Genomic DNA, 24461 nt, shown 5'->3' on the forward strand with positions numbered 1-24461 from the left:
CTCATCCTTCATCCCTATCCCCCATTCCCTCCAAAGTGGTTCCAGTCGTCAACAATGTGAGATCCTGAAAACAGTCAGTGGGACAACGGAGGCTAAAGACAATGACACAAGATCAGAAACGCACAGTCGTGATCACAGGCGCATCGTCAGGTGTAGGGCTATACGCTGCAAAAGCCCTTGCACAGCGAGAGCAGTGGCACGTTGTTATGGCGTGTCGCGATTTAGCAAAAGCAGAGCAGGTCGCCCAGGCAGTGGCAATACCTAAAGACCGCTATACGCTCATGCATATTGATGTTGCCTCGTTAGGCAGCGTGCGGCAATTTGTCACCAACTTTAGAGAAACGGGACGATCGCTCGATGCGCTGGTATGCAACGCTGCCATCTATATGCCGCTGATTAAGGAGCCACTGCGAAGCCCTGAAGGGTTTGAGTTAACGGTTGCAACCAATCACCTTGGGCATTTTCTGTTAGCGAACCTGTTACTGGATGATCTTAAGCACGCGACGGCGGCACGGCTCATCATCTTGGGGACTGTGACGCATAATCCTGATGAGTTGGGCGGTAAGATTCCACCCCGTCCTGATTTGGGCGATCTCAAAGGCTTTGCCGATGGCTTCAAGGAGCCGATCGCCATGATTGATGGCAAAAAATTTGAACCCGTCAAAGCCTACAAAGACAGCAAAGTTTGTAACGTTCTGACCATGCGCGAACTCCATCGGCGCTACCACGAGTCAACAGGTATTACCTTTAGTTCTCTTTATCCCGGCTGTGTTGCCGATACTCCCCTCTTCCGCAACCACTATCCGCTGTTTCAAAAGCTCTTTCCGTGGTTCCAAAAGAATATTACGGGTGGGTATGTGTCTCAGGAGTTGTCAGGCGAACGGGTAGCAATGGTCGTTGCCGATCCGGAGTACAGCCAATCAGGAGCCTACTGGAGTTGGGGTAACCGTCAGAAAAAAGATGGCAAGTCGTTTGTGCAAAAGGTATCGCCCCAGGCACGCGATGACGAAAAAGCAGAACGCCTGTGGGAACTTAGCGCCAAACTGGTTGGACTGTCGTAACGCGATCGCAGTTTTATGCGGTTAGCAACGGCAGGTAATCAGTGCGACTGAGAATGAGTCGTAAGCACCGAAACAAAACTAGAGGCACTACCAGGTTGATCACACAAATTTCCTCTCCTAATGAACTGCTCTATTCGTCCGCTACAAGCCTCAGACTTAGCCACTGCTGACCATATTTTTCGGCTTGCCTTTGGCACCTTCATTGGGCTACCGGAACCAGCAACCTTTGGCGGCGATGCCAGTTATATCAAACATCGCTGGCAGACAAATGCGATCGGAGCCTTTGCGGCTGAAGTTGATGGCACGCTGGTCGGGTCAAATTTAGCTACTAACTGGGGTAGCTTTGGCTTTTTTGGTCCGTTGAGCGTACAGCCCGATTGGTGGGGCAAGGGCATTGCTCAAGAGTTGGTTGCTGTGGTTGTAGAGCAGTTTAGACAAGAGCAGATTGAGCAAACAGCGCTCTTTACCTTTCCCAATAGCCCCAAGCATCACGCGCTGTACCAAAAGTTTGGGTTTTATCCGCAATATCTGACGGCTGTTATGGCTAAAGCGGTTCAGCAGCCAGCCCCCCTGCCACCAGCCTCTCGCTATACAGAGATGTCTGTAGCACAGCAAGCACAGGCACTCAGCGATAGCCGCGCACTGACAGATACCGTTTTTGCAGGGCTAGACTTATCGACTGAAATAGCAGCTGTACAGGCACAACGTCTGGGCGATACAGTTTTTCTGTGGGATGAGGCAGGGCTGACTGGGTTCGCTGTGTGTCACTATGGTGCAGAGACAGAAGCCGGTAGTGACACTTGTTATGTCAAATTTGGAGCCGTGCGATCGCAATCCCAGGCTGGCTTACACTTCGAGCAACTACTTGGTTTTGCTGAGTCTCTAGCTGCTGCTGAAGGGATGTCGCGCCTGGTCGCTGGAGTTAATACTAGTCGTCACGAAGCCTACTGCCGAATGATGGCTCTCGGTTTTCGCACCGAAATAACAGGCGTAGCAATGCAACCAGCGAACAAACCTGGCTACAATCGACCGGATGTGTTTGCTGTGGATGACTGGCGTTAGGGGAGTAGGGAGTAGAGAATGGGCTTCGACGTATGCGCTCAGCCGAACGGGAGTAGAGAGTGGGGAATGCTGAAGTACGGTTGAGGCTCAGAGAACGACTAGAGGCGCATCTGATCCAGATTGCCCGTGAGCGTGACCCTTACCTGGCAACAGCAGGACATTTTTTTGTACGTGAATATATCCGGGCACAGTTCGCCCAATGGGGCGCAGTTGAAGCGCATGAGTTTCAAGAGCAGGGCACAGTCTTTCAGAATTTGATTCTGAACTTGCCAGCACAGGATGAAACGAGACGTCGATCGCTGCCGCCGATTCTGATTGGTGCCCATTACGATGCAGTACCTGGCTCACCGGGAGCTGATGACAATGCAACTGGGGTTGCCGTGCTGCTTGAGCTAGCGCGTCTGTTTGCAGCGTCACCAATACGGTATCCTGTTCGGTTCGTTGCCTTTGATTTAGAAGAGACGAGCTACGATCGCGCTGGCAGCACTCACTACGCCAACTCACTTCAGCAAGAACCGCTGCGCCTCATGCTGTCCTTGGAGATGTTGGGCTACTGCAATCGCACGTCTGGTTCCCAACGCTATCCAGCAGGCTTGCAGCACTTCTATCCAAATCGAGGCGATTTCATTGGCTTGATTGGCAACCTCAAAACTATTCCTGATTTAATTCGTCTGAACCATACGGTACGGCAGTGTGACGTGCCTTGTGAATGGCTACCTGCCGGAAACCGAGGGCTGATTGTGCCAGATACCCGTCGCAGCGACCATGCTGCCTTTTGGGACAAAGGCTATCGAGCAATCATGGTTACAGATACATCCTTTCTTCGTAATCCGCACTATCACAAACCAGGCGATCGCCTAGACACCTTAGACCTCGATTTTCTCACCAATGTTTGCCACAGCCTTGCACGCGGCATCCAACAGTTATAGCGGTTTTCACGGAGATGAAAAAATCGAACATTATTAGCCGTACTGCGCGTGCTCAGGAAAGCCTACAAACGCATCTAGCTAGCTTTTTGGGGTTGCCATAGCAAAAGGATGAGCGATGAGGGATGAAGAGAAGCCCTTGCTTAAAAGAAGTTTCAAGGTTGATGTCTGTTCTAACGTTCTCTTCGACTGCTATACCAATCGCTACCAAACAAGGCAGATGCGTTAGAAGGTCTGGTCATTACTGTCAGAAACCAATCACTCAAAACCTTGCTTAGAACACAGCAACGCCTTAGTTTCTTAGTTGACGGCAGACGCTTTTAAAGAGTCTGGTAACACGATGAAGTTCGTGAGCACAAACGACCGTCTGTCCCTATAGGCGATCGATAGTAAGTAAAAATCAAATGGTCTGAGGAGCAAAGGCACGCTAGAAAGTCTCACCTGAGGGCTGCTTTTCCGTCAAGCTTTCTGTAACAGGACAACGGCTAGAGACTAGGCTTTAAGTGACAAAGGTAGACCGTTCTGTTGCTCTACTTGCTTCACAAAAGCCGTTGTAACTAACACCAGCCTAACCGTACGAAGCGAGTGCTTAAAGTAAATCTTTGACGAAAGGATTGTGGCGGAAATACTGAGAAATTACTGGCACCGTTTCTGCTATTTAGAGCTATCGTGTTAGTAACAAGCATTTGGGGAGAAGGGGAGAATGGTCATGCGTCAACTCATGTTTATTGGACTTGTTGGGGCGATCGCGTTGACCACTGCCAGTTGTACGTCTGAGAGCGATGTTGCTACAGCCCCCTCGCCCGTCGTCTCTGCCCCAGCAGTGCAGAAACCCGCCACTAGCCAACCTTTTGGCACCAAAGCTACCCCCTTGGTGGCTCAAAAACCGCCTGCTGGTGACACAATCCCAGGTTTAATCCAATCCACTAACGGCAACGAGCGGGCAAAACAAGTACAGGCAAGCATTGATGGTCGGAAAGGGAAAGATCCCTTTGCTGGGCTACCGCCAAAGCTGCAACAGCCAACAGTTGTTAATCGTCAAAACGTGCCGACTGTCAATCGACTGCCGACACCGCCTCAATCAGCAACTCGTAGACCAACGACAACCGCCTTTAACCCTAGAACACCCTTGCCCCCACGGGGAACAACTGGGTCACCCCAGGGAACTGCCGGATCACCTCGAGGAACTGCCGCGTCACCCCAAGGAACAGCAAATACCCCAACCATTAGCACTCTACCGCCTCTCCCATCAGCTACCCTAGCAAATGGAGTGCAAGTCAGCGGTGTGGTTGTGGTGAACGGCGCTCCGCAAGCGATCGTTAAAGCACCGAATGAAGAAACCAGCCGTCATGTCAGAGTTGGGCAACGCATTTCTAATGGGCAGGTACTCGTCAAGCGTATTGAAATGAACGCTGGCAGTGATCCGATTGTGATTTTTGAAGAAAATGGGGTCGAGGTCGCTAGAGCCGTAGGCGCAACAGTACAAGCGGCGAACCCTGTCTAGGGCGTTCCGCCAGCGTTGACCTGTCAATTTAAGAGTGACAGGTTAACGCGTTCACTTTGGGGCAGCTTCCTAGAGGTTTTCGACTTATTAAAAGAAGCTTGACAGCGTGTAAGCTCCTGCTGGCAACAATTTACAACAACTGAAGACCTTGGCAGGCAGTAAGCGCTAGAGTGAGAAAATACTTTTGTCGCTAGTTTTTGTTTGAAGCTGTGCAATTTATGACACAGGCTGCTGTCGATCAACCGTTGTGGGGCTTCCTGGGCTCCAATTTGCTCGATTTAGTCTTCGCGCCAAGTCACCAGCCAGATCCGCGCTTAACGCAGGACGCTGACTTGCTGCGCCAGTTTAACTTTGTGCCAGGGTTGAAAGAACTTTTGATGCTACGACAGGTTCATGCCTTAGAACATGCCACTGTTTGGGTTTTGAGCGGTCAGGCAGAAAGCCAGCTAACACCAAGGGCAATAGCACCAGACAACGAGCTATTGGGCGGCATGTCTACAGATCGCGGCTTTTACCTTTACGGACAAGTCGATAGTGTTGCCTTGCGCCGTGCCGTTCAAGTAGCCTTACGACGGCTTACGGCTGGAGAATGGCATCTAGCGGTGCATCCTCGCTGTGGCACCAATCTATCTGTAGGAATGTTGTTGACGGCTGGTTTAGCAGTCGGGGCAGCCATCCTTCTACCACGGGGACCAATTGAGCAATTTATGGGCTTGGGCGCTGCCGCCGCGATCGCTGCTCATCTTACCCCCGACTTTGGCAGCCTTGCCCAGCAGTATGTCACAACTGCTATTCCGTTTAACCTGGCGATTGAGCGCATCACCATCAGCCAGGATGCCTCTGGGCGAGCTGTACACTTTGTTCAGGTGAGTTGGCAAGAAGGATAAGAAAGCCATGTCTCACCAGCTTCTTTTTATCACTGTGCGGCATCAGGAGCCGAGATATTGTCGGCAGCAGCAAGGCTTAAGTCGTAGCTGATTGTCCCAGCTGCATTAGAGACAACCACAATCTCGTAAAAACCAGATTCAGTTAATTTGCCAGACCAGCTTGTCTTGGCTGAGTCTTCTAACAGGGCAGCAGCTTTACTTGTGGGCGGATAGATCGAAAGACGAGTCTCTTGGTTCGCCTGCAATTGAATCTGAATGACTTGATCTTTAGTAAGCTCGGCAATGTATGCCTTGCCCTCTCCTGCCTTGAGCGTGCCGCTAACCTGCTGGCTAAAGCGACCTTCAGGAAATTTAATCGTTTCCAGCGTGGTGCCAGCTTTCACAGCATTGAGTTGTTCAGCAGCGATCGCCTGCCACACCTGACCGATCGGCTTGTTCAAAATACTTTGGTTGCGCGGCTGATCGGGAAACAGCTCAAAAAAGCGTACATCGGTAAGGTCATTAAGTGCCCGACTGCTAAGATTGAGCCGATTAACGTCTGCCTGCCGTGCTTTTAAGTCTGCATCGGTGTATTGGCCCAAGCGGGATCGAACCTCACTGCTAAGGGGTTTAAGTTGATCTAGCCATTGGTTCGCGATTTGATCCCATGCAGCGCGAAGGGGTGCATCGGCTGCGTCTGCCGTGAGTTGCCGTCCGCTACGGTCTGGATACTTGTCATAAAAGGTGTCATTGACCAGACTGGAGAGAAAAACAGCGTCAATGCCCAGAGCCTCACGACGCTGGTCAAGCGCCTGTTTACGCTTTTGCTCTGCCTGCGAAAATCGAGGTGCAGGCGGTTTTGTGCTGGCATTTGTTGTTTGAGACGGCTGGGGTTTGGGCTGCTTCAAGGGTTGCCAATCATGAGCAATCCACCAGGTAAACCAGACCGTACCTGCCGCTAACAGCAGGAGAGCGATCGTTCCAAAACCAGACCGGCGTTGGGGTCGGGTAGCAGGCGGATAGACAGTTGCGGCTTGAGTAACGTGACCGACCTGGGCAGGCGCAACTGCCACGGTTGCTGGATACAGTTCAGAGGCAGCGGACGATCGATGTCCCCTCGGTGGTTGCGTGGCGCGAACGTCTGAGGCTGGTAGGCTGCTACCCAAGGCTGCCATCACTGCTTGCGCCGTTTGGTAGCGTTTAGCCGGATCGGGGTCCAGCATGCGGCTTAAAATTGCAATCAGCTTTGGACTAAGGTTAACCAGCTTCAGCCATTGACGGCGATTACCTGCCAGGAGATCCTGCGGTTCCTTACCGGTTAGCAACACCAGCACCGTTGCTGCCAGGGCATAAAAGTCACTATGCGGAAAGACTTCGCCTCGATCCATTTGCTCACTGGGAGCATAGCCAACTTTGCCTAGACAAGTAACCTTGGCAGGGAGAGCAGCCACCGATCGCCGCAATTGTGAGTTCACTTCAGCGGCTGCCTGCTTGACACCACCAAAATCAATCAAGATGGGCAAGCCATCGACCGTCCGCAGCATCAAATTGTCAGGCGAAATATCCCGATGAATCACGCCACAGGCATGGATGTAGTCTAGTACAGGCAGGAGTTGCAGCAATAGTTGCGTCACATCTGCTTCTGTAAAGCCATAGCCCTGGTTTTGGCGCGATCGCTGCAATGCCTGATACGTCTCACCCTCTACATAGTCCTGTACCAAAAACAGCCGCCGCTTGCCTTGCCAATCTGCCTGAAACAGTTCCCGAAAGCGTGGAATCTGAGGGTGCTGTAGTTTGTAGAGAATGCCTGCCTCCCGCTCAAACAATTCCTCTGCTTTGTGTAGCGCCTCCGTCCCTTGCACCTGCGGCGCAAATTCTTTCAGCACACACCGCTCATGAAACCGATTGGTATCTTCTGCCAGGTAAGTACGCCCAAAGCCGCCATGACCCAACTCATGCAAGACGCGATAGCGCAAACCCAACATTTGCCCTGTCATGCCCACAGCTGGCGATCGCGGTATGATAGGCAACATCTCACCACATAGGCGACAAAAGCGATTGTCGTCAGGATTATCGTGCCCCTGGCTGCAAAAGAGAGATTTCATCAGGTTCATTGGAAAGGTATCAGGAACAGAAGATTGAAGAGGGGCTGAGGGGGCGGTATGCAGTCTCCATCATACCCACCGTTAAAGTAGTCATTAGCAATTTAGTTTAGGGGAAGGCAGAAGGCGGAAGGCAGAGGGCAAAAGGCTAAAGGCAGAAGTATTAAAGCTGAAGGCTAAAGGATGTAATTGTGGTCAGTGATGAACGGTCAAAATAACTCAAAACTCACAGCTTAAAAGTCATAATTTCTCTTATCGCCTCATCTCCTATCTTCTTAGCCTTTAGCCCTTAGCCTTTATCCTTTAGCTTTTATCCCTCATGACTTTCCACCTCGGCTGTGCCATTTGGGCGTATAAAGGCTGGTTGGGAGAGCTATTCCCCTCAGATAGCCGCGCTGCCGATTTTCTGCATCTCTATAGTCGCCGCTTTACGGCAGTAGAGGGGAATACGACGTTTTACTCCATCCCGGATGTAGAGACTGTGAAGCGTTGGGCAAGTGAAACGCCTGATGGGTTCAAGTTTTGCCTCAAATTGCCAAAGAGCCTAACTCATAATGGTTTGTTGCAACCTGCGCTTCCTGGCACACTAGCGTTTCTGACAAAAATGCAGGGTTTGGGCGATCGTCTTGGTCCCTTTTCAGCCCAACTGCCGCCCAGCTACAGCCCATCGAGGTTTGACGATTTAGCAGCCTTTCTTACCGCTTTGCCCCGCAACGAAGCCGAATTTGCGCTTGAAGTACGCCATCTCGACTGGTTTAGAGCACCTCATGCCGAAAACCTGACCGCTCTGCTAGAAGGGTTAGGCGTTGGGCGTGTGCTGCTGGATACCCGTCCTCTTTATGACGCGCCAGACGACCCACAGTTGCATTCCGAGCGTAAGAAACCCAAACTGCCTCTACAGCCTAACGTGACGGCTCCTTTCAGCCTGATTCGCTTCATTAGTCATCCTGATTTAGCACTCAATCAACGGTTTTTAGAGGAATGGGTATCGTTGGTAGATCAATGGCTCCAGCAAGGAACCCGCATTTATTTCTTCGTGCATTGTCCTGTAGAGGAGCGATCGCCCGCCACCGCCCGGCACTTTCAACACCTTTTAGAACAACACAATAATCTCGTGCCGCCGCTGCCCTGGAACACGATCAACACACCAACGCAGTTGAACTTGTTCTAACTAAGGAGCGGTAGCCCTTATCGTTCCCAGGCATTATCCCAACCAAAGGCAATTGCTTATAGCAGTCGAAGCGAGCGTTAGGGCGGACATAAACCTTGAAACCTCCTTTAAGCAAGGGCTTCTATTCAGCCCTCAGCCCTCGTCCTATTGCTTACCTAGCAGCAAGATAGCCTGCTCTAATAGCACTATTTCAACTGCCGTAACTATCAGCAAGACACTCTCAGCTTTTTGCTAAAAGTGTAAATCGTCGTGCCCATATGCATAAAGAGTGAGTGAAGGACCGCTGTTGTATTGACGATCGACGGAAGAATAACGACTAATGGATCATATCTACGAGTAAACTTTCTCAGCGGATTCACCGATTTTAAAGTCTTTATTTTTTCGTTTGTATTTTTACCCCTCTACACAAATGCATATTGCTTCACGCTCTACCTCCTTGTCTAAGCTGCAATTGCAGCAATTTAAGCCCTTAATAACGCTTGCCTGATTCCACTGCTGTATCCCAGATTCTACAGACACTTAAAGGCATACATACTTTTTTCTGCGTAATTTTGGCGGTATCAAAAAGTTACGGACGTTAGCACAATGGGACTCAACTCTTCTGGATCGTTACGACTAAACGTACCGTCCGGTGTGCCTTCAGATGTGCTTTCAAAAACGGGTGCGATCGCAAATCATCTGGCAACGCTTCGAACAACTCATTTCTGCCAGTGGTAGAGAAAAGCATGCAAGATTCGTACCCACTTTCGCCGATGCAGCAGGGGATGCTGTTTCACAGTCTTCATGGGCAGCAGACTGGAGTAGATCTTGAGCAGATGGTCTGCACATTGCATGAATGTATAGCAGTCGAACCATTGATTCAGGCATGGCAGCAGGTTGTAGCGCGTCATCCAGTCTTAAGAACCAGTTTTCAATGGGATGGGTTGGAAGAACCCAGGCAACTGGTGCAGTCAAGTGTCTCCTTGCCTTTTACGCAGCATGATTGGCAAGGTTTATCGGTTGCAGAACAAGACGATCGCCATGCCCTGTACTTGCAGACCGATCGCCTGCGTGGGTTTGACCTGGCTCAAGCCCCCCTTATGCGTCTTGCCTTGTTTCGGTTGGCTGACACTGAGTTTCGGTTAATCTGGACGTTTCATCACATTCTGCTAGACGGGCGCTCGGTGACAGTGCTGCTACAGGAAGTGTTTGCCCTTTATGAAGTGCTTTGTCAGAATCAAACGCTAGCGCTGGCAACCCCTCGACCCTATCAAGACTATATTGAGTGGCTACAGCAGCAGGATCGATCGACCGCAAAAGGGTTCTGGCAGCACCAACTCAACGGCTTCTCAACACCAACGCCGCTGCTGCCACCCCAAGCATCAAGCCAGTTGCTCGACCAACCCGGACATGGAGAAGAGCAGCTTTGCCTCTCGGCAGCATTAACGACAGCGTTGCAATCTCTTGCCAAACAGCAGGACATTACGCCTAATACGATCGTTCAGGGTGCCTGGGCATTGCTTTTAAGCCGTTATAGTGGCGAAGCCGATGTTGTGTTTGGAGCAACTAGAGCCTGCCGCCAATCGTCGGTTGACGGAGCCGACTCAATCACTGGGCTACTAATCAATACGCTGCCCGTCAGAGTTCAGGTGCCAGCAGAGGCAGCGTTACTGCCCTGGCTAAAAGCACTGCGATCGCAGCACATTGCTGTCCGTGACTACGAGCATACGCCGCTAGTAGATGTGCAGGCGTGGAGTGAGGTGCCGGGCGGCATGCCGCTGTTCGAGAGCCTGGTCGTGTTCGAAAACTATTCACTTAATACGAAGCTACAGCAACAGGGCAGCAACTGGCAGCATCGCGAGTTTCAACTGCATGAGCAACCGCCACTGCCGCTAGTGCTGATTGGGTGTCTGGATGCCGAACTGGTGTTGAAAATTTCGTACGATCGCCGTCGGTTTGATCAAGCCGCCATCCTGCGCTTACTGGGGCACCTCCAAACCTTGCTAACCAGCATGATTACGAACCCAGAGCAATCTTTGGCAGAGTTGCCGTTGGTAACAGAAGCCGAACGGCACCAACTGCTGGTGGAATGGAACGATACAGCAGTCGACTATGCTCAAGCGACCTGTTTGCATGAACTCTTTGAAGCACAGGTAACGCGGAACCCCGATGCGATCGCGGTGGTTTACGAAGCGCAACAGCTTACCTATAACGAGGTCAATCGTCAGGCAAACCAACTCGCCCATCACCTGAAAGCGCTGGGGGTGCGTCCGGGCACCTTTGTCGGCGTTTACTTAAGTCGTGACTTGGAGATGATTCCCACGCTGCTGGGCATTCTCAAAGCTGGTGGAGCTTATGTTCCGCTGGAACCAACCTTTCCCCAAGCACGGGTGCAGTGGATTCTCGACTCCCTAGACGTAGGCTGGGTTGTAACGCAGCCGCTGCATCGATCGACTTTTGAAACACTCCAAACGCAACTGCCAAGACTGGAGCATTTGATCTGCTGCGACACAATGGTGATCGAAACGGGCGATCGAGGCTGTGATCAAACACCAACTGGGCTAAAGGTATGGCAACAGTCGCACCTGTGCCAGCAGCCAACTGCAAACCTACCCAAGCAGGGCAGCGCTGATGATACTGTTTACGTGATCTTTACCTCTGGCTCTACGGGCACACCGAAGGGAGTTGTCGTCCGGCATCAGCCCGTCATCAATTTAATCGAGTGGGTCAACCGCAGTTTTAACATCACTGCAACCGATCGCGTGTTGTTCATCACTTCACTCTGCTTTGACCTGTCTGTGTATGACATCTTTGGGCTACTGGCAGCGGGTGGCTCAATTCGAGTTGTGTCCAGTGAGGCTGTACGCGATCCGGCGGCGCTGCTGCATATTCTGTGCCATGAACCCATTACCTTCTGGGATTCGGCACCACCTGCCTTGCAACAGCTTGTGCCTTTTTTCTCCAACCTAAAGGACGAGCGATCGCAGCTACGGCTGGTCTTTATGAGTGGCGATTGGATTCCAGTTACGCTGCCTGATGCGCTAAAAGCAACGTTTCCTGGTGTGGACGTAATTTCGCTAGGTGGAGCGACTGAGGCAACGGTCTGGTCGAACTTCTACCGCATTAACGACATCGATCCAAATTGGACTAGCATTCCCTACGGCAAGCCTATCCAGAACGCCCAATATTATGTGCTGGATGCTCGCCTGCGACCCTGCCCGATCGGGGTGACAGGTGAACTCTACATTGGTGGCGACTGTCTGGCATCGGGCTACACTGATCCAGTTAAAACGGCAGAACGGTTTCTGCCACACCCGTTTCAGCCATCATCGCAGGCGCGGCTGTACCGAACAGGCGATTTAGCGCGCTTTTTTCCCGATGGCAACATTGAGTTTTTGGGTCGCATCGATCATCAGGTGAAGATTCGTGGCTTTCGGATTGAACTGGGCGAAATTGAGGCTGTGCTTGCTCAAAATGCAGCCATCCGAGTGTCTGTCGTGATGGCACGGGACGATCAACCTGGTGAAAAACGTCTGGTTGCTTACGTTGTACCACGCCAGCAGCCAGCACCCACGATCGCTGAACTGCGCCAGTCCCTCAAGGAAAAACTGCCGGATTACATGCTGCCATCCGCGTTCGTCTTGCTGAAAGAGCTACCCGTCACGGCAAACGGCAAGCTCGATCGCGCAGCGTTACCGGCTCCCGAAAGTGTCTTTGCAGACGATCGACGGGCTTCGCTGTCTATGACAACGGGTAAGAGTGAGTCAGAGGTAGCAATTTCGTTTGTAGCGCCGAGAGATGAGCTAGAGCGTCAGTTAGTTGCGATCTGGGAAGGTGTTTTGCAAATCAAGCCGATCGGCATTCATGACCACTTCTTTGAACTGGGCGGTCATTCGCTGTCAGCCGTACGCGTGTGGTCGCAGATCGAAAAAACGCTTGGCAAACATCTGCCGCTGTCAACGCTCTTTCAGGCACCCACGATCGGAGCACTGGCAACCTGTCTTCGCCTGGAAGTAGCACCATCCGCATCTAGTACAGCCCAAATTGGTGCAGCCCAAGTTCGTATGGCTCAAGCCGATGTAGCTCAAGGTGGTGCAGCACTGTCAGACTTATTACCCAGCGCGACATCTATCACTCCGTCCCTGGTCGTCATTCAGCCTGGTCAACCAGCAAGCGGTAAACCACCGTTGTTCTGTATTCATGTTTTAGGTAGAGGGCTGAAGTATTACCTCCCGCTCGTACGCCATCTTGACCCAGACCAACCTGTGTATGGTCTGGCAGCTCACATGGCTGGAGAAGCGATCGCCATCGATCGTGTTGAAGCTCTGGCAGCGCACTACAATCGGCAAATGCAGGCGCTACAGCGCCAGGGTCCCTACTTACTGGTGGGAGTTTCCTTTGGTGGCTTGGTAGCGTACGAGATGGCACAGCAACTGACGGCACAAGGGCAACAAATTGCCTTCCTGGGTTTGATCGATACATACCCGTCGATCGACAACCAGCCTCTTTTAAGGCATCTGGTGAACGATCGGGCGACCAAGCATTGGCACAAAATCAAGCAGTCTGGTCTTCCTTACCTGCTGAGAATGATCAAAGCGCAAGTTCGCTGGCGTACTCAAGATCTATTGGAGGCACTATGGCATGGGTACTGCCATGCCAGCACTACCTTCTGCCGCCTTACAGGCTTGCCGCTATCCGACAAAATCACGGATTTCAACTACGAGCAAGAAAACCAGCAGATTGCTCATCGCTACTGTATCCGTCGCTATGATGGTCGTGTCGCGTTGTTTAAGGCAACTGAGCGACAGAATGTGCCTCACACCCTGATTGACAATGAACTGAGCTGGCAGCAGTTAGTCAAAGAGGGGTTAGACGTGCATCATATCCCTGGCGATCATCTAGGGATGCTGAAGGAACCCTATGTGCAAAAGCTGGGTAACGCTTTGCGAGGCTGTCTTACTGAAGCAACCGCCCCTTCTAACAGCAAACATTAAGGGCTGCTGGCGATCAACTCAATTGGACAACGGGTTGATCGTCAATCAGCGTTTGCAATGCTAGGAGGTCTTCTACCGTAATGCGGAGAAAGCGCTGCTCATCAACGCGAAACAGCACCTTGACTCGATCGCTCCCTGGATGTCCCGGTGGCTCCAGTTTGGCAATCTTGCGGGCACCGTCACGATCGTTGAGCGGCTGTACCTGATGGCTGCTGCCAAGGTGCCGAGTTACCAGACGATCGCCATCAAAGTAAACTTCTGTTTGATTGGCTTCTACACCCAGTTCGCCAATGACCAGCTCGATGCTCGGTTGATTATCCAAAGAGGCACCCAGCCGCAACTCCACTGGATCGCTCATGGGATAGGCTTGCCCCGCTTTAATCAGTGGATGCCAGTTGTGGCAGTTTTGGCGACGATCCCAATAGCGAATGCCGTAGCCGTGATAGAGAAAGTCTTTGAGTTCAATGCCCTGGCTTAGTTGCAGCGCCCCATGCGCGATCGCCTCAAAGGGTTTTTCGCAGCGCACCTTACTAGCTTCAAAATGGTGCTGCACCCAGCTCTGCACCGCTGGTATCTGAGCCGTGCCACCCACTAGCAACACGGCATCAATATCAGTTGTTTCTAAGCCCTGCCGTCGCGCTTGCTGCAACACTTGCAACAGGCAATCATCCAGACGCTCAAAAAACTGGTGCTGTTTCAGGATGTCTTCAAATTGCGTACGACTTAGTTGCAGTTCGTAGCTCTCAAAGGTTTCATCGTCAAAGTACACTTCTTGCGCCTGGGTTTGCAGCGAAAGCTGAATTTTGAGCCGTTCTGCCAATCGTGTGGTCAGTGGCGTTATCGCTAATCCTTGCGCCTCAGCAAAATAATCTACTAACCAGTTATCGATGTCCGATCCGCCCAGATTTTGTCCTGCCTTCGCTAATACTCTGGCTGTCTTGGGTGTTTGCCCTGACTGTTCCGCAAACGACTTTTGCCCCCATTTAAGGATAAAGCCGAGCGGTTTTGGCTGTGCCTGAGCACGATCGAGCCGTACCAATGAGAGATCCAGCGTGCCACCCCCAAAGTCGATGACTAGCAGCGTTTCTTGGTCGGCTAACCCATAACCCAGTGCTGCAGCCGTTGGCTCATCCAGCATGCGCACCTGTTCTACTTGTAGCGACTCGCACACGTGCCCTAGCCAGAGACGATATGCCTCAAAGCTATCTACCGGCACGGTAAAGACGATCGACTGTCCCGCTTCCGGTTCAATGGTCTTAAGCTGCTGTACAAGCTGAGTGAGAAACCATTGCCCTACTTGCTCAAACCGAACGGTACAGCCGTCTAGCTCAGGCAAAAAGCCCTGCACACTGGAACCAATGCCGCGCTTGAAGTTACGAAAGAAACGCGGGTCTGTAGATAAATCAAGGGCACGATCGCGCACGGTTTGACCAACCACTACTGTGCCCTGACGCGCCTCTTGCACGTAAAGCAAACTGGGAATGAGCGGTGGGTTCTGACCAGAGCGATCGCTGATGCCTGGTAAAGAGAGTGTTTCTGGTTGCTGCGTTGCACGATTCCACCGGGCAATAACGGTGTTGCTAGTCCCAAAGTCAATTGCGATTCCCATGCCGTCTCAAATCACCTTGCATACGTGGCTCTTTTAAGACAATAAATGATATGCAAGCATTACCCTCACTCTTAGGGCATTCTAATCGCGCTGCTTTAACTTGTCTTTTCTGAAAGCATGGCTCAGGCGGGGCTTGAACCTGCGACCTTGGGCTTATGAGTGCGGCAATAAAAGCACTGAAAGCCTTAGTAGAAGGACCTTTCGGGCTTTAGCATATTAACGCTAGAGCTTGTGACCTGACCACCAAACTACTTTACCAAGAAACTACCAATGATAGAACAGTAGAGTAGTTAAAAATAATTTGAAAGCAGATATGAAAGGCTTTGAGCATGTTGGACAATGGTGGCTTCCAGAATTCCCAAATAGAAAAGTATCAGGCACTCTAAAGTTTGAACCAGCCACAGGAGGAAAGCTAGAGCTAATCGGCTCTTTAACTGACGAAAGTCAAAGTGATCAACCATCATTTCCGCCAATCATATTAGGTGAGTGCTTAGCAGGAAAAATCACTTTACTAAACAACAGCTTTAGTGAATCAAAATTAACTCTTGAGGAAATTGGCCTAACAATTTACCATACAAGGCTTATCTGTGATGGCATACATCTTCAAAGCGAGAGCGACTTAAAGTTCTTAAGTATTTCAGTCCATTACTCATACCTTAACCAATGGTTAGGAGTAAGGGGTTTTAATATTGATAGATCTTCTATTAGGTATGAGCAAGATGTTACAGTTACTCAAATACACGTTAACGAAAATATCAAGCTTTCTCTTGATATTAGAACGCGCAAAAAAGAAGAATGGATGGAAAATGTTCAATTGTCTCAATTATCCTATATAACAATTATTTTTTCTGAATTGCATTTATTAGAAGAGGCTGAAAAAGTTCTACGCCATCTAAGAAATTTTCTAAGCTTTGCAGTCATGTGCCCTGTGTATCCACTTGACGTGACTGGAGTAATGCTAGGGGAATACTTTGATTCCATGGATGGAACTTATAAAAAAGGCTATATTCCTGTTAAAATCTTTCGTTCGCTCTCAAATGCTTCAGGAAAATATTCAGGATTCATTCCAAGGAGCGCAGGTGGATTCTATTCTAATATTCTATTTGCCTACCCAGGAAACCCCGAAAAGTTTGAGATTTTAATTAAAAACTGGTTTGAAAAATCAGACTGGCTAGAAATTGTATGCGAACTATACTTTTATACTTTTTATGAGAAGCTTTATCCTCAAAATGAATTTTTGATTTTAACTCAAGCATTAGAGGTTTTTCATCGCAAGAATCCTAAGTTTAAGCAGTATGAGAGCTCGGAAGAAGCTCATAAAGAAAAAATTTCTCGCATCTTAAAAGTTGTCCCAGCAAAAGATCTCGATTGGCTAGAACGTAGACTTGAGCACAGCAACGAAAAACGATTAAGGAAAAGATTGCAAGATATTTTAGCCTCTTTGCGAAGCGTTATTAAGCAACTCTCATCAAGTAGGAGGGGCTTTTCTCTTATTTCAAGCGCAAAAAGTCAAAGCAGTCTGAGTCAGCAAATTGCTTTTAATAGGAATTGCTTAACTCACTATGATGAAAGCTGCAAAGAGAAAGCCGCAGACAATCGGCAGCTTTATTACATGGTAGAGAAGCTAAAAATTATTATTTGTTTGTCTTTGATGAAGGAACTGGGCTTTGAAGAAGAAGAAATTACAGTATTGCTGTCTGAGAGCAATATTGGTCTTTTAATGGACTCGGCTTTGACTGAATCTTACGACCTTAAGTTTTTTGACTGAACCTCCTAATCTGGAGATTAGGAAGTAGGCTCTCCAACTGCTAGGCGAAGACCTAATTACTTCGCTGGACACAATTTGGACTAAATCACCGTTGAGTTATATTTTGAAATCCCGATTCTCTCGTTCCTGCTAGCTCCTATGCGTAGGCTAGGATGCCGATTCTTTCGTTGGTTAGTTGCCTTCAGCAACTCACCAGACGTTTTCAGGGTGTTTCAGCAACTAACCTTGATAACAGCAGCACTGTTTTCGCCATTGCGTCAGCGCTCACCACCTCCGTGGCGGCACTACCAAGCACTGACAGCGCCATCAGCTCCCACTCACTACGGCTGCAAAAGCACCATGAACGACCCCATAACACTCACAGACAAAGTCTTCTAAGCCCGTCCGATCCACTAGCGTCATGCATCCACGCTGGTAACGCACCCAACCCGCTTGACTGAGGACACCTGCTGCCACGGTCACACCGGCACGACGCACCCCCAGCATTTTACTGATGCTCGCATGCGTCATGGGGAACGTGTCTGCTCCCAAACTATCACTGACTAGCAAGAGCCAACGTGCCAGACGCTCTTCGGTTGTATGAAAGCGGTTGCACGCGCCGCCTTGTGCCGCTTGCGTCAGCATGGCTTGCATATAGCGGAGCAGCAAGCTGTGCAGGAATTCCAGACGCTTGAACTCGGTCAGCAGTTTCTCCGCAGGCAGTCGCCACGCTTTGCCTGTGACCTGCACCACCGCCTGCTGGCTGTGACTTATACCACTAAGCACCACTGGCAACCCAGCCATACCTTCTTGCCCCACCAAGCCCACTTCCATCGTGGCACCATCCTTCAGTGAAGACACCAAGGAAATGAGCGCTTGCTCCGGAAAGTAAACATAGTCGATCGGGCAACCCATCTCGTAGATGGGTTGCCCGATCGACAACGTGACCTGTTCTAAAGCGGGTTGTAAGCGCTGATAGACGTCGGCTGGCAAGGCTGCGAGCAGATGATTGCTTGATCGGGGAGTGGTTTGAGGTGCTGACATCTGATGTCTTGGGGTGTGTCAAGTTGAGCAAACGCAGCCGACGACGCCCCGGGGAGAGTGCTAACGCTCGACCTCAGTCTCCAAAGGTGGGTTTCTCACTCAGTAGCGGTCTGCACTGACTAACCACCGGCATTAACAGGCAGTGTTAAGTACCACTAATAGCCTTTCCCGCTGTCACTGTCAGTACGGCGCTGGACAAAGGGTCCGGCAACGCTTTAAGCCTGTTGTGCCCTCTGTTTGCCTCTCTGCCTCATGACGCAACCCACCACACATAGGGCAAACTAGAGGGATCTTCGAGGATTCTCTATGACTGCTTTAAATCTTACGGCAATTCCCAATGGTATCGGCTCAGTAGAAGAATTAGCAACTTGGTGCGGCATGGTGCTGAGGGAGACTGCCCCAACGCAGGCGATATCGGAGGCTGTGAATGTAGTCAACTTCCAATCCGACTTGTAGGAGGCGGTTAATCCAGACGGGAAGCCGATTATCGTGCTTAGGTTTGTGTTTGAGCAGTTGCCACCTTCAAGCGTGACGGGTAAGCCCTGGAACGCTACAGTTCCCATTCTTCGCAGCGCTGAGAGCCCAAGCTATTACCTGTCGAACTGAAGCCCCGTAACACTTTTGAGGATTGATTATGGTCTTTGCTGGTGAGGGCTTACGTGCGCCATCGTTGCCGCCTAGAGTCAACAACAGTCCGCCGCCGGTAACGAGTCGTGCTGTTGCCGGTGCGTTACTCAGTGCTGCTGCTGGAGTTGCAGGGACGGTTGGGCTACCGTCTGCTCCGCTCAATGCGCCATATGCAGGAGCGCCACCGCCGATTACTCGTGATGCGCCAACTCCTTCATCTAGCGCGGTTAATCCTCTACTGAGTGGGGCAACCGGCGGTCGTGCGCCTGGCTTGGGTGGATCGATGCCAGGGGTAAGATCGCCTGCTGCTGCAATGCCCCGAAGCTTGCCAGCGATGCCGTCATCAGTTGCGACACGCGGTCCTAGATTAGCTGGTATGGGTCCAGCCCTGGCGGATGCAGGATTAAGGCGATTAGGGGAAGAATTGCAAGGCACATCGGGAAGCCCCTTCTATGGGTCACCAGAGCAGCAGTTGAAGAACGATCGCTTCGCTGAAGCGCAGAGACAAAGTAACGATTACCTCAGGGAGTCTGCCAAGCAGGCTGCGCGAAATTTTGGAGACTTTCTCAAGAATCCTCTAGGTAATAGGGGGAGAGAATCCAGTAACAGGAAAGGGGATACATCCCAGACCCCTATTAAAAAGGGTAATGGTAGTGCTCCATCTGGCAGCCAGGTAGGGAAGATGTACCGTGTAGACGGCACTGTGAGCAATGGGATAAGCGGTTCTAACCCTTTTAGCTACACACTACCAGGTTCAATCGGACCGATTGTCACCAGTAAATACAGCGTTAACGGTTTTGAGTATTTAGATGCCCTTTTTTCTTCAGGAGTCGGTGTGCAGTCACTGCTAAGTGGTGGTGACAGCAAGGGCGGTGCAAGTGCTGCAATTACTGGCATTATGCCCATAGACGGCATCCCCGACCCTGCAATGCCCGCAGATCCTGATTCTTTCAGGGGCGGGGACGGGCTGGCACTGGTCGATCGTCACCAGGTCAGAGAGTTCTTGCCCATCAAAAACACGCGCCCACACCTTTATCACCTTGACTCTAGAGGCTGGAATGGACCCTAAAGACGTGGCTTATCTGGTAGGCAATTCGGCAGAGGTCATCTACAAACACTATGCTGCCGTCAAGCGCAATCTAGTTGTGCCTGATTTTTAAGTTCTCACAAATAGAAAAGGCTCCAGGAAGGCATTACAAGCCTAGACCTTGGGGCTACCCCCATTTTTTGAGGGAAACAGCAAACTCCAGAATCGATCGTCATTTTGGAGGTGTCTTTTCTGAAAGCATGGCTCAGGCGGGGTTTGAACCTGCGACCTTGGGCTTATGAGTCCCCTGCTCTACCACTGAGCTACTGAGCCGTAACAAATAACTTGATTAATTTAGCATAAGACAACAAGCGATCGCTATAGCCCGATGCTCACTCTTAACTTCTTTTCTCTCAGTTTTTCGCTGTTGCCTGTCAATTCAGAGAGAATGTGTTTGTCAGTGGTGCAGTCATGATAGTCTTGCACAGAATCGCTTGACTGTTATGGGTTAAACGCATAATCTCCTGCAAAACGGGGAAGATGCTTCAAGTAAACCCGATCGCAAATGGTCGTGGCATTAGATCATCGAGGCAATATTTCATGGCTATTGTAGATTCTAAAGGTCGCTTATTTGGCAAGGTCAGCCTTTTAGATATTGGTGCAGCGCTGCTAGTGCTGCTGGTGATTGTTGGTGTGCTGTTACCCAGTTTCACAGGTGCTCAACTTAGCTCCAACCTCAAACCAGTTGAGGTGGATGTCATTGTTAGAAGTGTTGGCTCCAAAGACCCTAAAACCTTGCTCAAAGAAGGGGACAAAACAAATCTGATTATTCGGAATCAGCCCTTTGGTGCAGTCACCCTTAAAGCAGTGAGAGAATTGCCTCGGAATATAGCAGTGCCTCAGCCCGATGGCTCTACTAAAGCGCTGCCAGATCCCCGACCCGAAGCGGGTCTGACAAAAGATTTTTTGGTAACGGTTGCGGGCGATGCAAATATGACTGACAACGGACCGTTGTTAGGTAATAGCAAGATCAAAGCTGGCACTAAAATTGAGCTTGAAGGCTTTACCTATGACTTTGCAGACCTGTATGTCATTGATGTGCGGGTTGGCGCTTAGTCGCTTTTAGGAGCTAGCTTTTAGAAGACTGGCTCTACTTCAGCAAAGCGAGAAATCTGCGGATAAGGGCGATCGATACTGCTGGTAGCTCCAATTGTGGTGTCAGCCCTACGTCCTCAATCACTTGCAGCCCGCGAATTGCTTGTGGGTTCAGTGCTGCCAACCGCTGACCAATTTCAGGGCCCGTAAACTGCGATCGCCGACCCCAGATCATTGCAGTTGGCACAGTCAACTGAGCAATATAAAGCGAAAGGTCAAAGGATAAATCGCCTCGCACAAATGCCAGTGCAGCATATTCAGCATTGGGCTGTTGGGCAGACTCCAAGTATGCCTCGACAATTTCGGGAAAAATGCGATCGGGTTGGGCAAACTGCCGCTGTTCGAGGAAGTTGCGGATACCCCAACTTACGGCAATGCCAGTGCTGTACAGTAAGCGATCAAGCACGGGCGTGCTGACCAGTTGAGCAAAAAATGTGCGCGTATAATCTTGACCAAAATCAGACAGACCCGCAGGCGTAGTCAAAATCAGCGATTGAAACAAGTCTGGACGGAGGATCGCTGCCCGAATGACGATCGCCGCCGTCAGCGATGATGCCACAACGGGCACGGACCCCTCACACGTTTGCTCTAGAAACTCAATAATTGTCGTGATGTAGTCATCTACCTGATAGTTCCGTTCTGGATGATCCGATCGCCCCCAGCCAATCAAGTCGGGTGCCAGAATGCGATAGTCCGACGCGAAAGCAGGATAGACCTTCGACCATTCGTAAGCGGAAGAACCACCGCCAAACCCGTGGAGAAACACAAGCGTTGGTTTACTTTGGCGATCGCCATCCCCGCTTGACCAGAGGGATGCGTCAGCGGTGTCATAAACCATCGTGCCAAGCGTGGTGACGATGGAACGTTGACAAAACCCAGGTGGGAGAAACATGGTAAACCTTACGGAGGGATAAGGAGATGGGGATCGATTACCGCTCTTGATACCTCTATTTCAGCACGGGTGGCGATCGCTGCACTCTACTTACAGGTTCATTCTGGCAGGTAATAGCCCAACCTCTAGGTAGCGCTCCGTTTCATAAACGCATTTCGCACAAAGACAAGAATAAAACCTACACCAGCCAAGGCTGTTGCCAAAATGTGGCTTTCCCTAGACGCGAAGGCAATGAGGACAAGGTTAGAAAGAAGAGCGAGAACTGGAATAATGGCAGGGACTTGAAACCCGTCTGCATTACCTTCTCGACGTTTAATGATCAGCAGTGACAAGTTAACTAAACAGAACATAGTGAGAATGAGGGTTGCGGTTGTGCCTGCCAAAAATTGCAGCGGCACTGACAATGCCAGAAAGATTGCGATCGGCAAAATCACGACGATCGTTCGGTAAGGCGTGGCGCGGATTGCGTGCAGTTTACTCAACCAGGCAGGCAGCAACCCATCACGCGACATACCAAAGAGCAACCGTGACGCTGTAATAAAATTCAGCAATGCCGTATTTAGCACCGCAAACAGCGCGATGAACGTAAAGATGACACCTGGAAAATTTGGCTGTGCCCGTAGCACCACATCCAGCAATGGCGCACCAGAAGCAGACAGTGCTGCAGGATCTAAGACTTGAGCCGCCAGCCAGGAAACCAGAACATAAATGACTCCAGCGATACCCAGTGATAACAGAACGGCTCTTGGGACATTGCGCTCAGGGTTTTTCACCTCTTCCGCTACATTCACAATGTCCTCAAAGCCAATGAAGGCGTAGAAGGCAAGCGCAGCGCCTTGAAAGATGGCAATCCAGCCGATGTCTCCACTGGTTGCAGTTGCAGTCGCAGCAGCATTACCAGCACTACCACCCCCGCTCAGAAAGAGGACTGAAACTAAGATAACGATGAGTAGCCCCGAAACCTCAAGCGTTGTACAAAAAATGTTAAGGCTGGACGATTCCTGCATCCCCCGAAAATTGATAAACGCAAGACCGCTAAAGAGCGCCAGGATAACTAACCATTCTGGAAAAATGGGAGCAAACTTGAACAAATAACCTGCGAACGCTTTCGAGATAACTGCCATCGAAACAACACAGGTGCAAAACATGAGCCAACCGACAATGACAGAGAGCCATTCGGTACGAAACGCCCGCTGCACAAAGATCGCCACGCCGCCGCTAAATGGCAAACGACTACCGAGTTCGGCATAACTCAACGCTGTCAGCGCTGCGACTGACATCGCCACTAAAAACGAAGCCCAAACAAGTGCCCCAGAAAGCCCAGCGATTTTGCCTACAACGGCATAAATGCCAGCACCTAAAATATCGCCAACGCCATAAATAACTAGCGTGGGTAAGCTAAACACCCGTTTTAATGAATCTGCCGCTTCGATCTTTTCCATACTTTTCTGTTTAGTGGGTTAATCCAATATCTTGTCTAGTCAACGAAGGTCTTGAAGAAACGAAGGCTTTCTGAAAGTCGATCGCGGTTGACGGGCAGAGAGAAACGCCAGTTTATTAGTTAGGGAGTTTGAGGGCTGTAGTGTTTGATGCTAGGGCAACACTGGTTACGATCACCCACACCCTTCTATTCCTATGACTGATTTCAACAGCATGGAGAATGTCTGCGATCGCGTCAAGCTTCTGCAATTATCCTGCTCCAGAGCGTTGCAGAACGTTACGATTGCATCCAATTGAGCGCGACAACGCCAGTAATTATTGCGTTTTAGAAACAATTTTCTGCACAGCTTAAGATCAAGGCTGGTCTTTCAACGTCAATCATCAACGCTAATAACATGCCAGAATTTACACGTCGCCAGTTTATGGCTACGGCTGCTTTTGCCAGCGGCTTTGCACTTGCAGTACAGCCGATCGCAGCAAGCGTCATCACAACTAATGCTGAGGGAATCGTTGCTGGTGCAGTTAAGATCCCTGTCAGCGATGGCGCGATGCCTGCCTACAGAGCTATGCCAGCGAAGGGCACAAATTTCCCGATCGTGCTGGTCATTCACGAGATTTTTGGCGTACACGCGCATATTGAGGATGTCTGCCGTCGCTTTGCCAAGTTAGGCTACGTGGCGATCGCGCCCCAGCTCTTTACGCGGCAGGGCGATGTGCTGAAGCTAAGCAGCGTTGACGAAATTCGCCCCATTGTTGCCAAAGTACCGGATGCTCAGGTGATGTCTGACCTCGACGCAACCGCAGCTTGGGCAGCGAAAGCCTCTAAGGGGAACGCAGCAAAGCTAGCCATAACAGGCTTCTGCTGGGGTGGTCGCATTGTCTGGCTGTATGCGACTCGCACTCCCACGATCAAAGCAGGTGTAGCATGGTACGGACGGCTTGTAGGTGAGCCAAATCCACTCATGCCAACGCATCCAGTTGATGTTGCCTGTGCGCTGAAAGTGCCTGTGTTGGGGCTTTACGGTGGCAAAGATACAGGCATTCCGCTCACTACCGTGGAGCAAATGCGCGATCGCCTTAAGTCCAGCAGCAGTAAGTCTGAAATCATCGTTTACCCCGAAGCCCCGCACGCCTTCTTTGCCGACTACCGCCCCTCATACCGCGAAGCGGATGCAAAGGACGGTTGGAAGCGGCTCCAAGCATGGTTTAAGCAGAATAGTGTCTAGCCTAAGCAGAATAGTGTCTAGCCTTAAAA

18 protein-coding genes and 1 tRNA gene are annotated in these 24461 nt (G+C 50.6%); 13 read left to right on the forward strand and 6 right to left on the reverse strand.

Annotated features, from left to right (window positions below):
* Nucleotides 1-101 precede the first annotated feature (101 nt).
* The 5 genes from H6F76_RS20560 (at nt 102) to H6F76_RS20580 (ending at nt 5440) form a co-directional block, all read left to right on the forward strand.
* Nucleotides 102-1061 (forward strand): protochlorophyllide reductase, encoded by a 960-nt coding sequence (locus H6F76_RS20560; protein WP_190447765.1) that lies wholly within the window; start codon nt 102-104, stop codon nt 1059-1061.
* A 120-nt stretch (nt 1062-1181) separates the two neighbouring features.
* Nucleotides 1182-2123 (forward strand): GNAT family N-acetyltransferase, encoded by a 942-nt coding sequence (locus tag H6F76_RS20565; protein WP_190511092.1) that lies wholly within the window; start codon nt 1182-1184, stop codon nt 2121-2123.
* A gap of 80 nt (nt 2124-2203) precedes the next feature.
* Nucleotides 2204-3052, forward strand: a complete 849-nt coding sequence (locus tag H6F76_RS20570; RefSeq protein ID WP_190511235.1) for a M28 family peptidase — start codon at nt 2204-2206, stop codon at nt 3050-3052.
* 706 nt (nt 3053-3758) lie between these two features.
* Entirely contained in the window at nt 3759-4553 is a 795-nt protein-coding gene (locus H6F76_RS20575) for a hypothetical protein (protein ID WP_190447761.1), read from the forward strand.
* Between the two features lie 218 nt (nt 4554-4771).
* Complete coding sequence (locus tag H6F76_RS20580) at nt 4772-5440, forward strand: DUF6391 domain-containing protein (protein WP_242036772.1); 669 nt, start codon at nt 4772-4774, stop codon at nt 5438-5440.
* Between the two features lie 29 nt (nt 5441-5469).
* Here H6F76_RS20580 and H6F76_RS20585 read toward each other — a convergent pair whose 3' ends face one another.
* Nucleotides 5470-7524, reverse strand: a complete 2055-nt coding sequence (locus tag H6F76_RS20585; RefSeq protein WP_190511094.1) for a serine/threonine-protein kinase — start codon at nt 7522-7524, stop codon at nt 5470-5472.
* Nucleotides 7525-7840: 316 nt separating this feature from the next.
* On the opposite strand from H6F76_RS20585, the gene H6F76_RS20590 reads away from it, so the two are divergent.
* The 3 genes from H6F76_RS20590 to H6F76_RS20595 all read left to right on the forward strand — a co-directional run bounded on the left by H6F76_RS20590 (nt 7841) and on the right by H6F76_RS20595 (nt 13665).
* Nucleotides 7841-8692, forward strand: a complete 852-nt coding sequence (locus H6F76_RS20590; RefSeq protein WP_190511096.1) for a DUF72 domain-containing protein — start codon at nt 7841-7843, stop codon at nt 8690-8692.
* A 585-nt stretch (nt 8693-9277) separates the two neighbouring features.
* The gene (locus tag H6F76_RS31130; protein ID WP_277881261.1) at nt 9278-9409 is read left to right on the forward strand and encodes a hypothetical protein; all 132 of its coding nucleotides are present in this window, start codon (nt 9278-9280) and stop codon (nt 9407-9409) included.
* Between the two features lie 8 nt (nt 9410-9417).
* On the forward strand, nt 9418-13665 hold the full coding sequence (locus tag H6F76_RS20595; RefSeq protein WP_199322260.1) for a non-ribosomal peptide synthetase: 4248 nt from the start codon (nt 9418-9420) through the stop codon (nt 13663-13665).
* 13 nt (nt 13666-13678) lie between these two features.
* Here the strand turns inward: H6F76_RS20595 and H6F76_RS20600 are convergent, their stop codons facing one another.
* A complete protein-coding gene (locus tag H6F76_RS20600; RefSeq protein ID WP_190511100.1) occupies nt 13679-15274 on the reverse strand; it encodes an Hsp70 family protein in 1596 nt (531 codons plus the stop codon).
* A 313-nt stretch (nt 15275-15587) separates the two neighbouring features.
* Between H6F76_RS20600 and H6F76_RS20605 the strand changes: the two genes are divergently transcribed.
* Nucleotides 15588-17042 (forward strand): HEPN domain-containing protein, encoded by a 1455-nt coding sequence (locus tag H6F76_RS20605; protein WP_206754401.1) that lies wholly within the window; start codon nt 15588-15590, stop codon nt 17040-17042.
* Nucleotides 17043-17348: 306 nt separating this feature from the next.
* Here the strand turns inward: H6F76_RS20605 and H6F76_RS20610 are convergent, their stop codons facing one another.
* On the reverse strand, nt 17349-18065 hold the full coding sequence (locus H6F76_RS20610; RefSeq protein WP_190511104.1) for a Crp/Fnr family transcriptional regulator: 717 nt from the start codon (nt 18063-18065) through the stop codon (nt 17349-17351).
* A 306-nt stretch (nt 18066-18371) separates the two neighbouring features.
* Here H6F76_RS20610 and H6F76_RS20615 point away from each other — a divergent pair, with 306 nt between their 5' ends.
* Nucleotides 18372-18521, forward strand: a complete 150-nt coding sequence (locus H6F76_RS20615) for a hypothetical protein (RefSeq protein ID WP_190511106.1) — start codon at nt 18372-18374, stop codon at nt 18519-18521.
* Between the two features lie 178 nt (nt 18522-18699).
* Nucleotides 18700-19761, forward strand: a complete 1062-nt coding sequence (locus H6F76_RS20620) for a hypothetical protein (protein ID WP_190511108.1) — start codon at nt 18700-18702, stop codon at nt 19759-19761.
* Between the two features lie 219 nt (nt 19762-19980).
* Here the strand turns inward: H6F76_RS20620 and H6F76_RS20630 are convergent.
* Nucleotides 19981-20052: transfer RNA gene (locus tag H6F76_RS20630), tRNA-Met, on the reverse strand.
* Between the two features lie 267 nt (nt 20053-20319).
* On the opposite strand from H6F76_RS20630, the gene H6F76_RS20635 reads away from it, so the two are divergent.
* Nucleotides 20320-20835, forward strand: a complete 516-nt coding sequence (locus H6F76_RS20635) for a DUF4330 domain-containing protein (protein ID WP_190511109.1) — start codon at nt 20320-20322, stop codon at nt 20833-20835.
* 34 nt (nt 20836-20869) lie between these two features.
* Here H6F76_RS20635 and H6F76_RS20640 read toward each other — a convergent pair whose 3' ends face one another.
* Together H6F76_RS20640 and H6F76_RS20645 are read right to left on the reverse strand one after the other, a co-directional pair.
* Nucleotides 20870-21766 (reverse strand): alpha/beta hydrolase, encoded by an 897-nt coding sequence (locus tag H6F76_RS20640; RefSeq protein WP_190511111.1) that lies wholly within the window; start codon nt 21764-21766, stop codon nt 20870-20872.
* Nucleotides 21767-21891: 125 nt separating this feature from the next.
* Nucleotides 21892-23208, reverse strand: a complete 1317-nt coding sequence (locus H6F76_RS20645; RefSeq protein WP_190447742.1) for an amino acid permease — start codon at nt 23206-23208, stop codon at nt 21892-21894.
* A gap of 393 nt (nt 23209-23601) precedes the next feature.
* Here H6F76_RS20645 and H6F76_RS20650 point away from each other — a divergent pair, with 393 nt between their 5' ends.
* Nucleotides 23602-24432 (forward strand): dienelactone hydrolase family protein, encoded by an 831-nt coding sequence (locus H6F76_RS20650; protein WP_190511113.1) that lies wholly within the window; start codon nt 23602-23604, stop codon nt 24430-24432.
* The last annotated feature ends 29 nt before the right edge of the window (nt 24433-24461 follow it).

Source organism: Leptolyngbya sp. FACHB-321, from assembly GCF_014695975.1.
In the GTDB taxonomy this organism is placed as follows: domain Bacteria; phylum Cyanobacteriota; class Cyanobacteriia; order Leptolyngbyales; family Leptolyngbyaceae; genus Stenomitos.

What these genes read in the sequence shown, in the direction of transcription:
- H6F76_RS20560 (WP_190447765.1), top strand. Translation starts at nt 102, where the DNA reads ATGACACAAGATCAGAAACGCACAGTCGTGATCACAGGCGCATCGTCA.
- H6F76_RS20565 (WP_190511092.1), top strand. Translation starts at nt 1,182, where the DNA reads ATGAACTGCTCTATTCGTCCGCTACAAGCCTCAGACTTAGCCACTGCT.
- H6F76_RS20575 (WP_190447761.1), top strand. Translation starts at nt 3,759, where the DNA reads ATGCGTCAACTCATGTTTATTGGACTTGTTGGGGCGATCGCGTTGACC.
- H6F76_RS20580 (WP_242036772.1), top strand. Translation starts at nt 4,772, where the DNA reads ATGACACAGGCTGCTGTCGATCAACCGTTGTGGGGCTTCCTGGGCTCC.
- H6F76_RS20585 (WP_190511094.1), bottom strand. Translation starts at nt 7,524, where the DNA reads ATGAAATCTCTCTTTTGCAGCCAGGGGCACGATAATCCTGACGACAAT.
- H6F76_RS20590 (WP_190511096.1), top strand. Translation starts at nt 7,841, where the DNA reads ATGACTTTCCACCTCGGCTGTGCCATTTGGGCGTATAAAGGCTGGTTG.
- H6F76_RS31130 (WP_277881261.1), top strand. Translation starts at nt 9,278, where the DNA reads ATGGGACTCAACTCTTCTGGATCGTTACGACTAAACGTACCGTCCGGT.
- H6F76_RS20595 (WP_199322260.1), top strand. Translation starts at nt 9,418, where the DNA reads ATGCAAGATTCGTACCCACTTTCGCCGATGCAGCAGGGGATGCTGTTT.
- H6F76_RS20600 (WP_190511100.1), bottom strand. Translation starts at nt 15,274, where the DNA reads ATGGGAATCGCAATTGACTTTGGGACTAGCAACACCGTTATTGCCCGG.
- H6F76_RS20605 (WP_206754401.1), top strand. Translation starts at nt 15,588, where the DNA reads ATGAAAGGCTTTGAGCATGTTGGACAATGGTGGCTTCCAGAATTCCCA.
- H6F76_RS20610 (WP_190511104.1), bottom strand. Translation starts at nt 18,065, where the DNA reads ATGTCAGCACCTCAAACCACTCCCCGATCAAGCAATCATCTGCTCGCA.
- H6F76_RS20615 (WP_190511106.1), top strand. Translation starts at nt 18,372, where the DNA reads ATGACTGCTTTAAATCTTACGGCAATTCCCAATGGTATCGGCTCAGTA.
- H6F76_RS20620 (WP_190511108.1), top strand. Translation starts at nt 18,700, where the DNA reads ATGGTCTTTGCTGGTGAGGGCTTACGTGCGCCATCGTTGCCGCCTAGA.
- H6F76_RS20635 (WP_190511109.1), top strand. Translation starts at nt 20,320, where the DNA reads ATGGCTATTGTAGATTCTAAAGGTCGCTTATTTGGCAAGGTCAGCCTT.
- H6F76_RS20640 (WP_190511111.1), bottom strand. Translation starts at nt 21,766, where the DNA reads ATGTTTCTCCCACCTGGGTTTTGTCAACGTTCCATCGTCACCACGCTT.
- H6F76_RS20645 (WP_190447742.1), bottom strand. Translation starts at nt 23,208, where the DNA reads ATGGAAAAGATCGAAGCGGCAGATTCATTAAAACGGGTGTTTAGCTTA.
- H6F76_RS20650 (WP_190511113.1), top strand. Translation starts at nt 23,602, where the DNA reads ATGCCAGAATTTACACGTCGCCAGTTTATGGCTACGGCTGCTTTTGCC.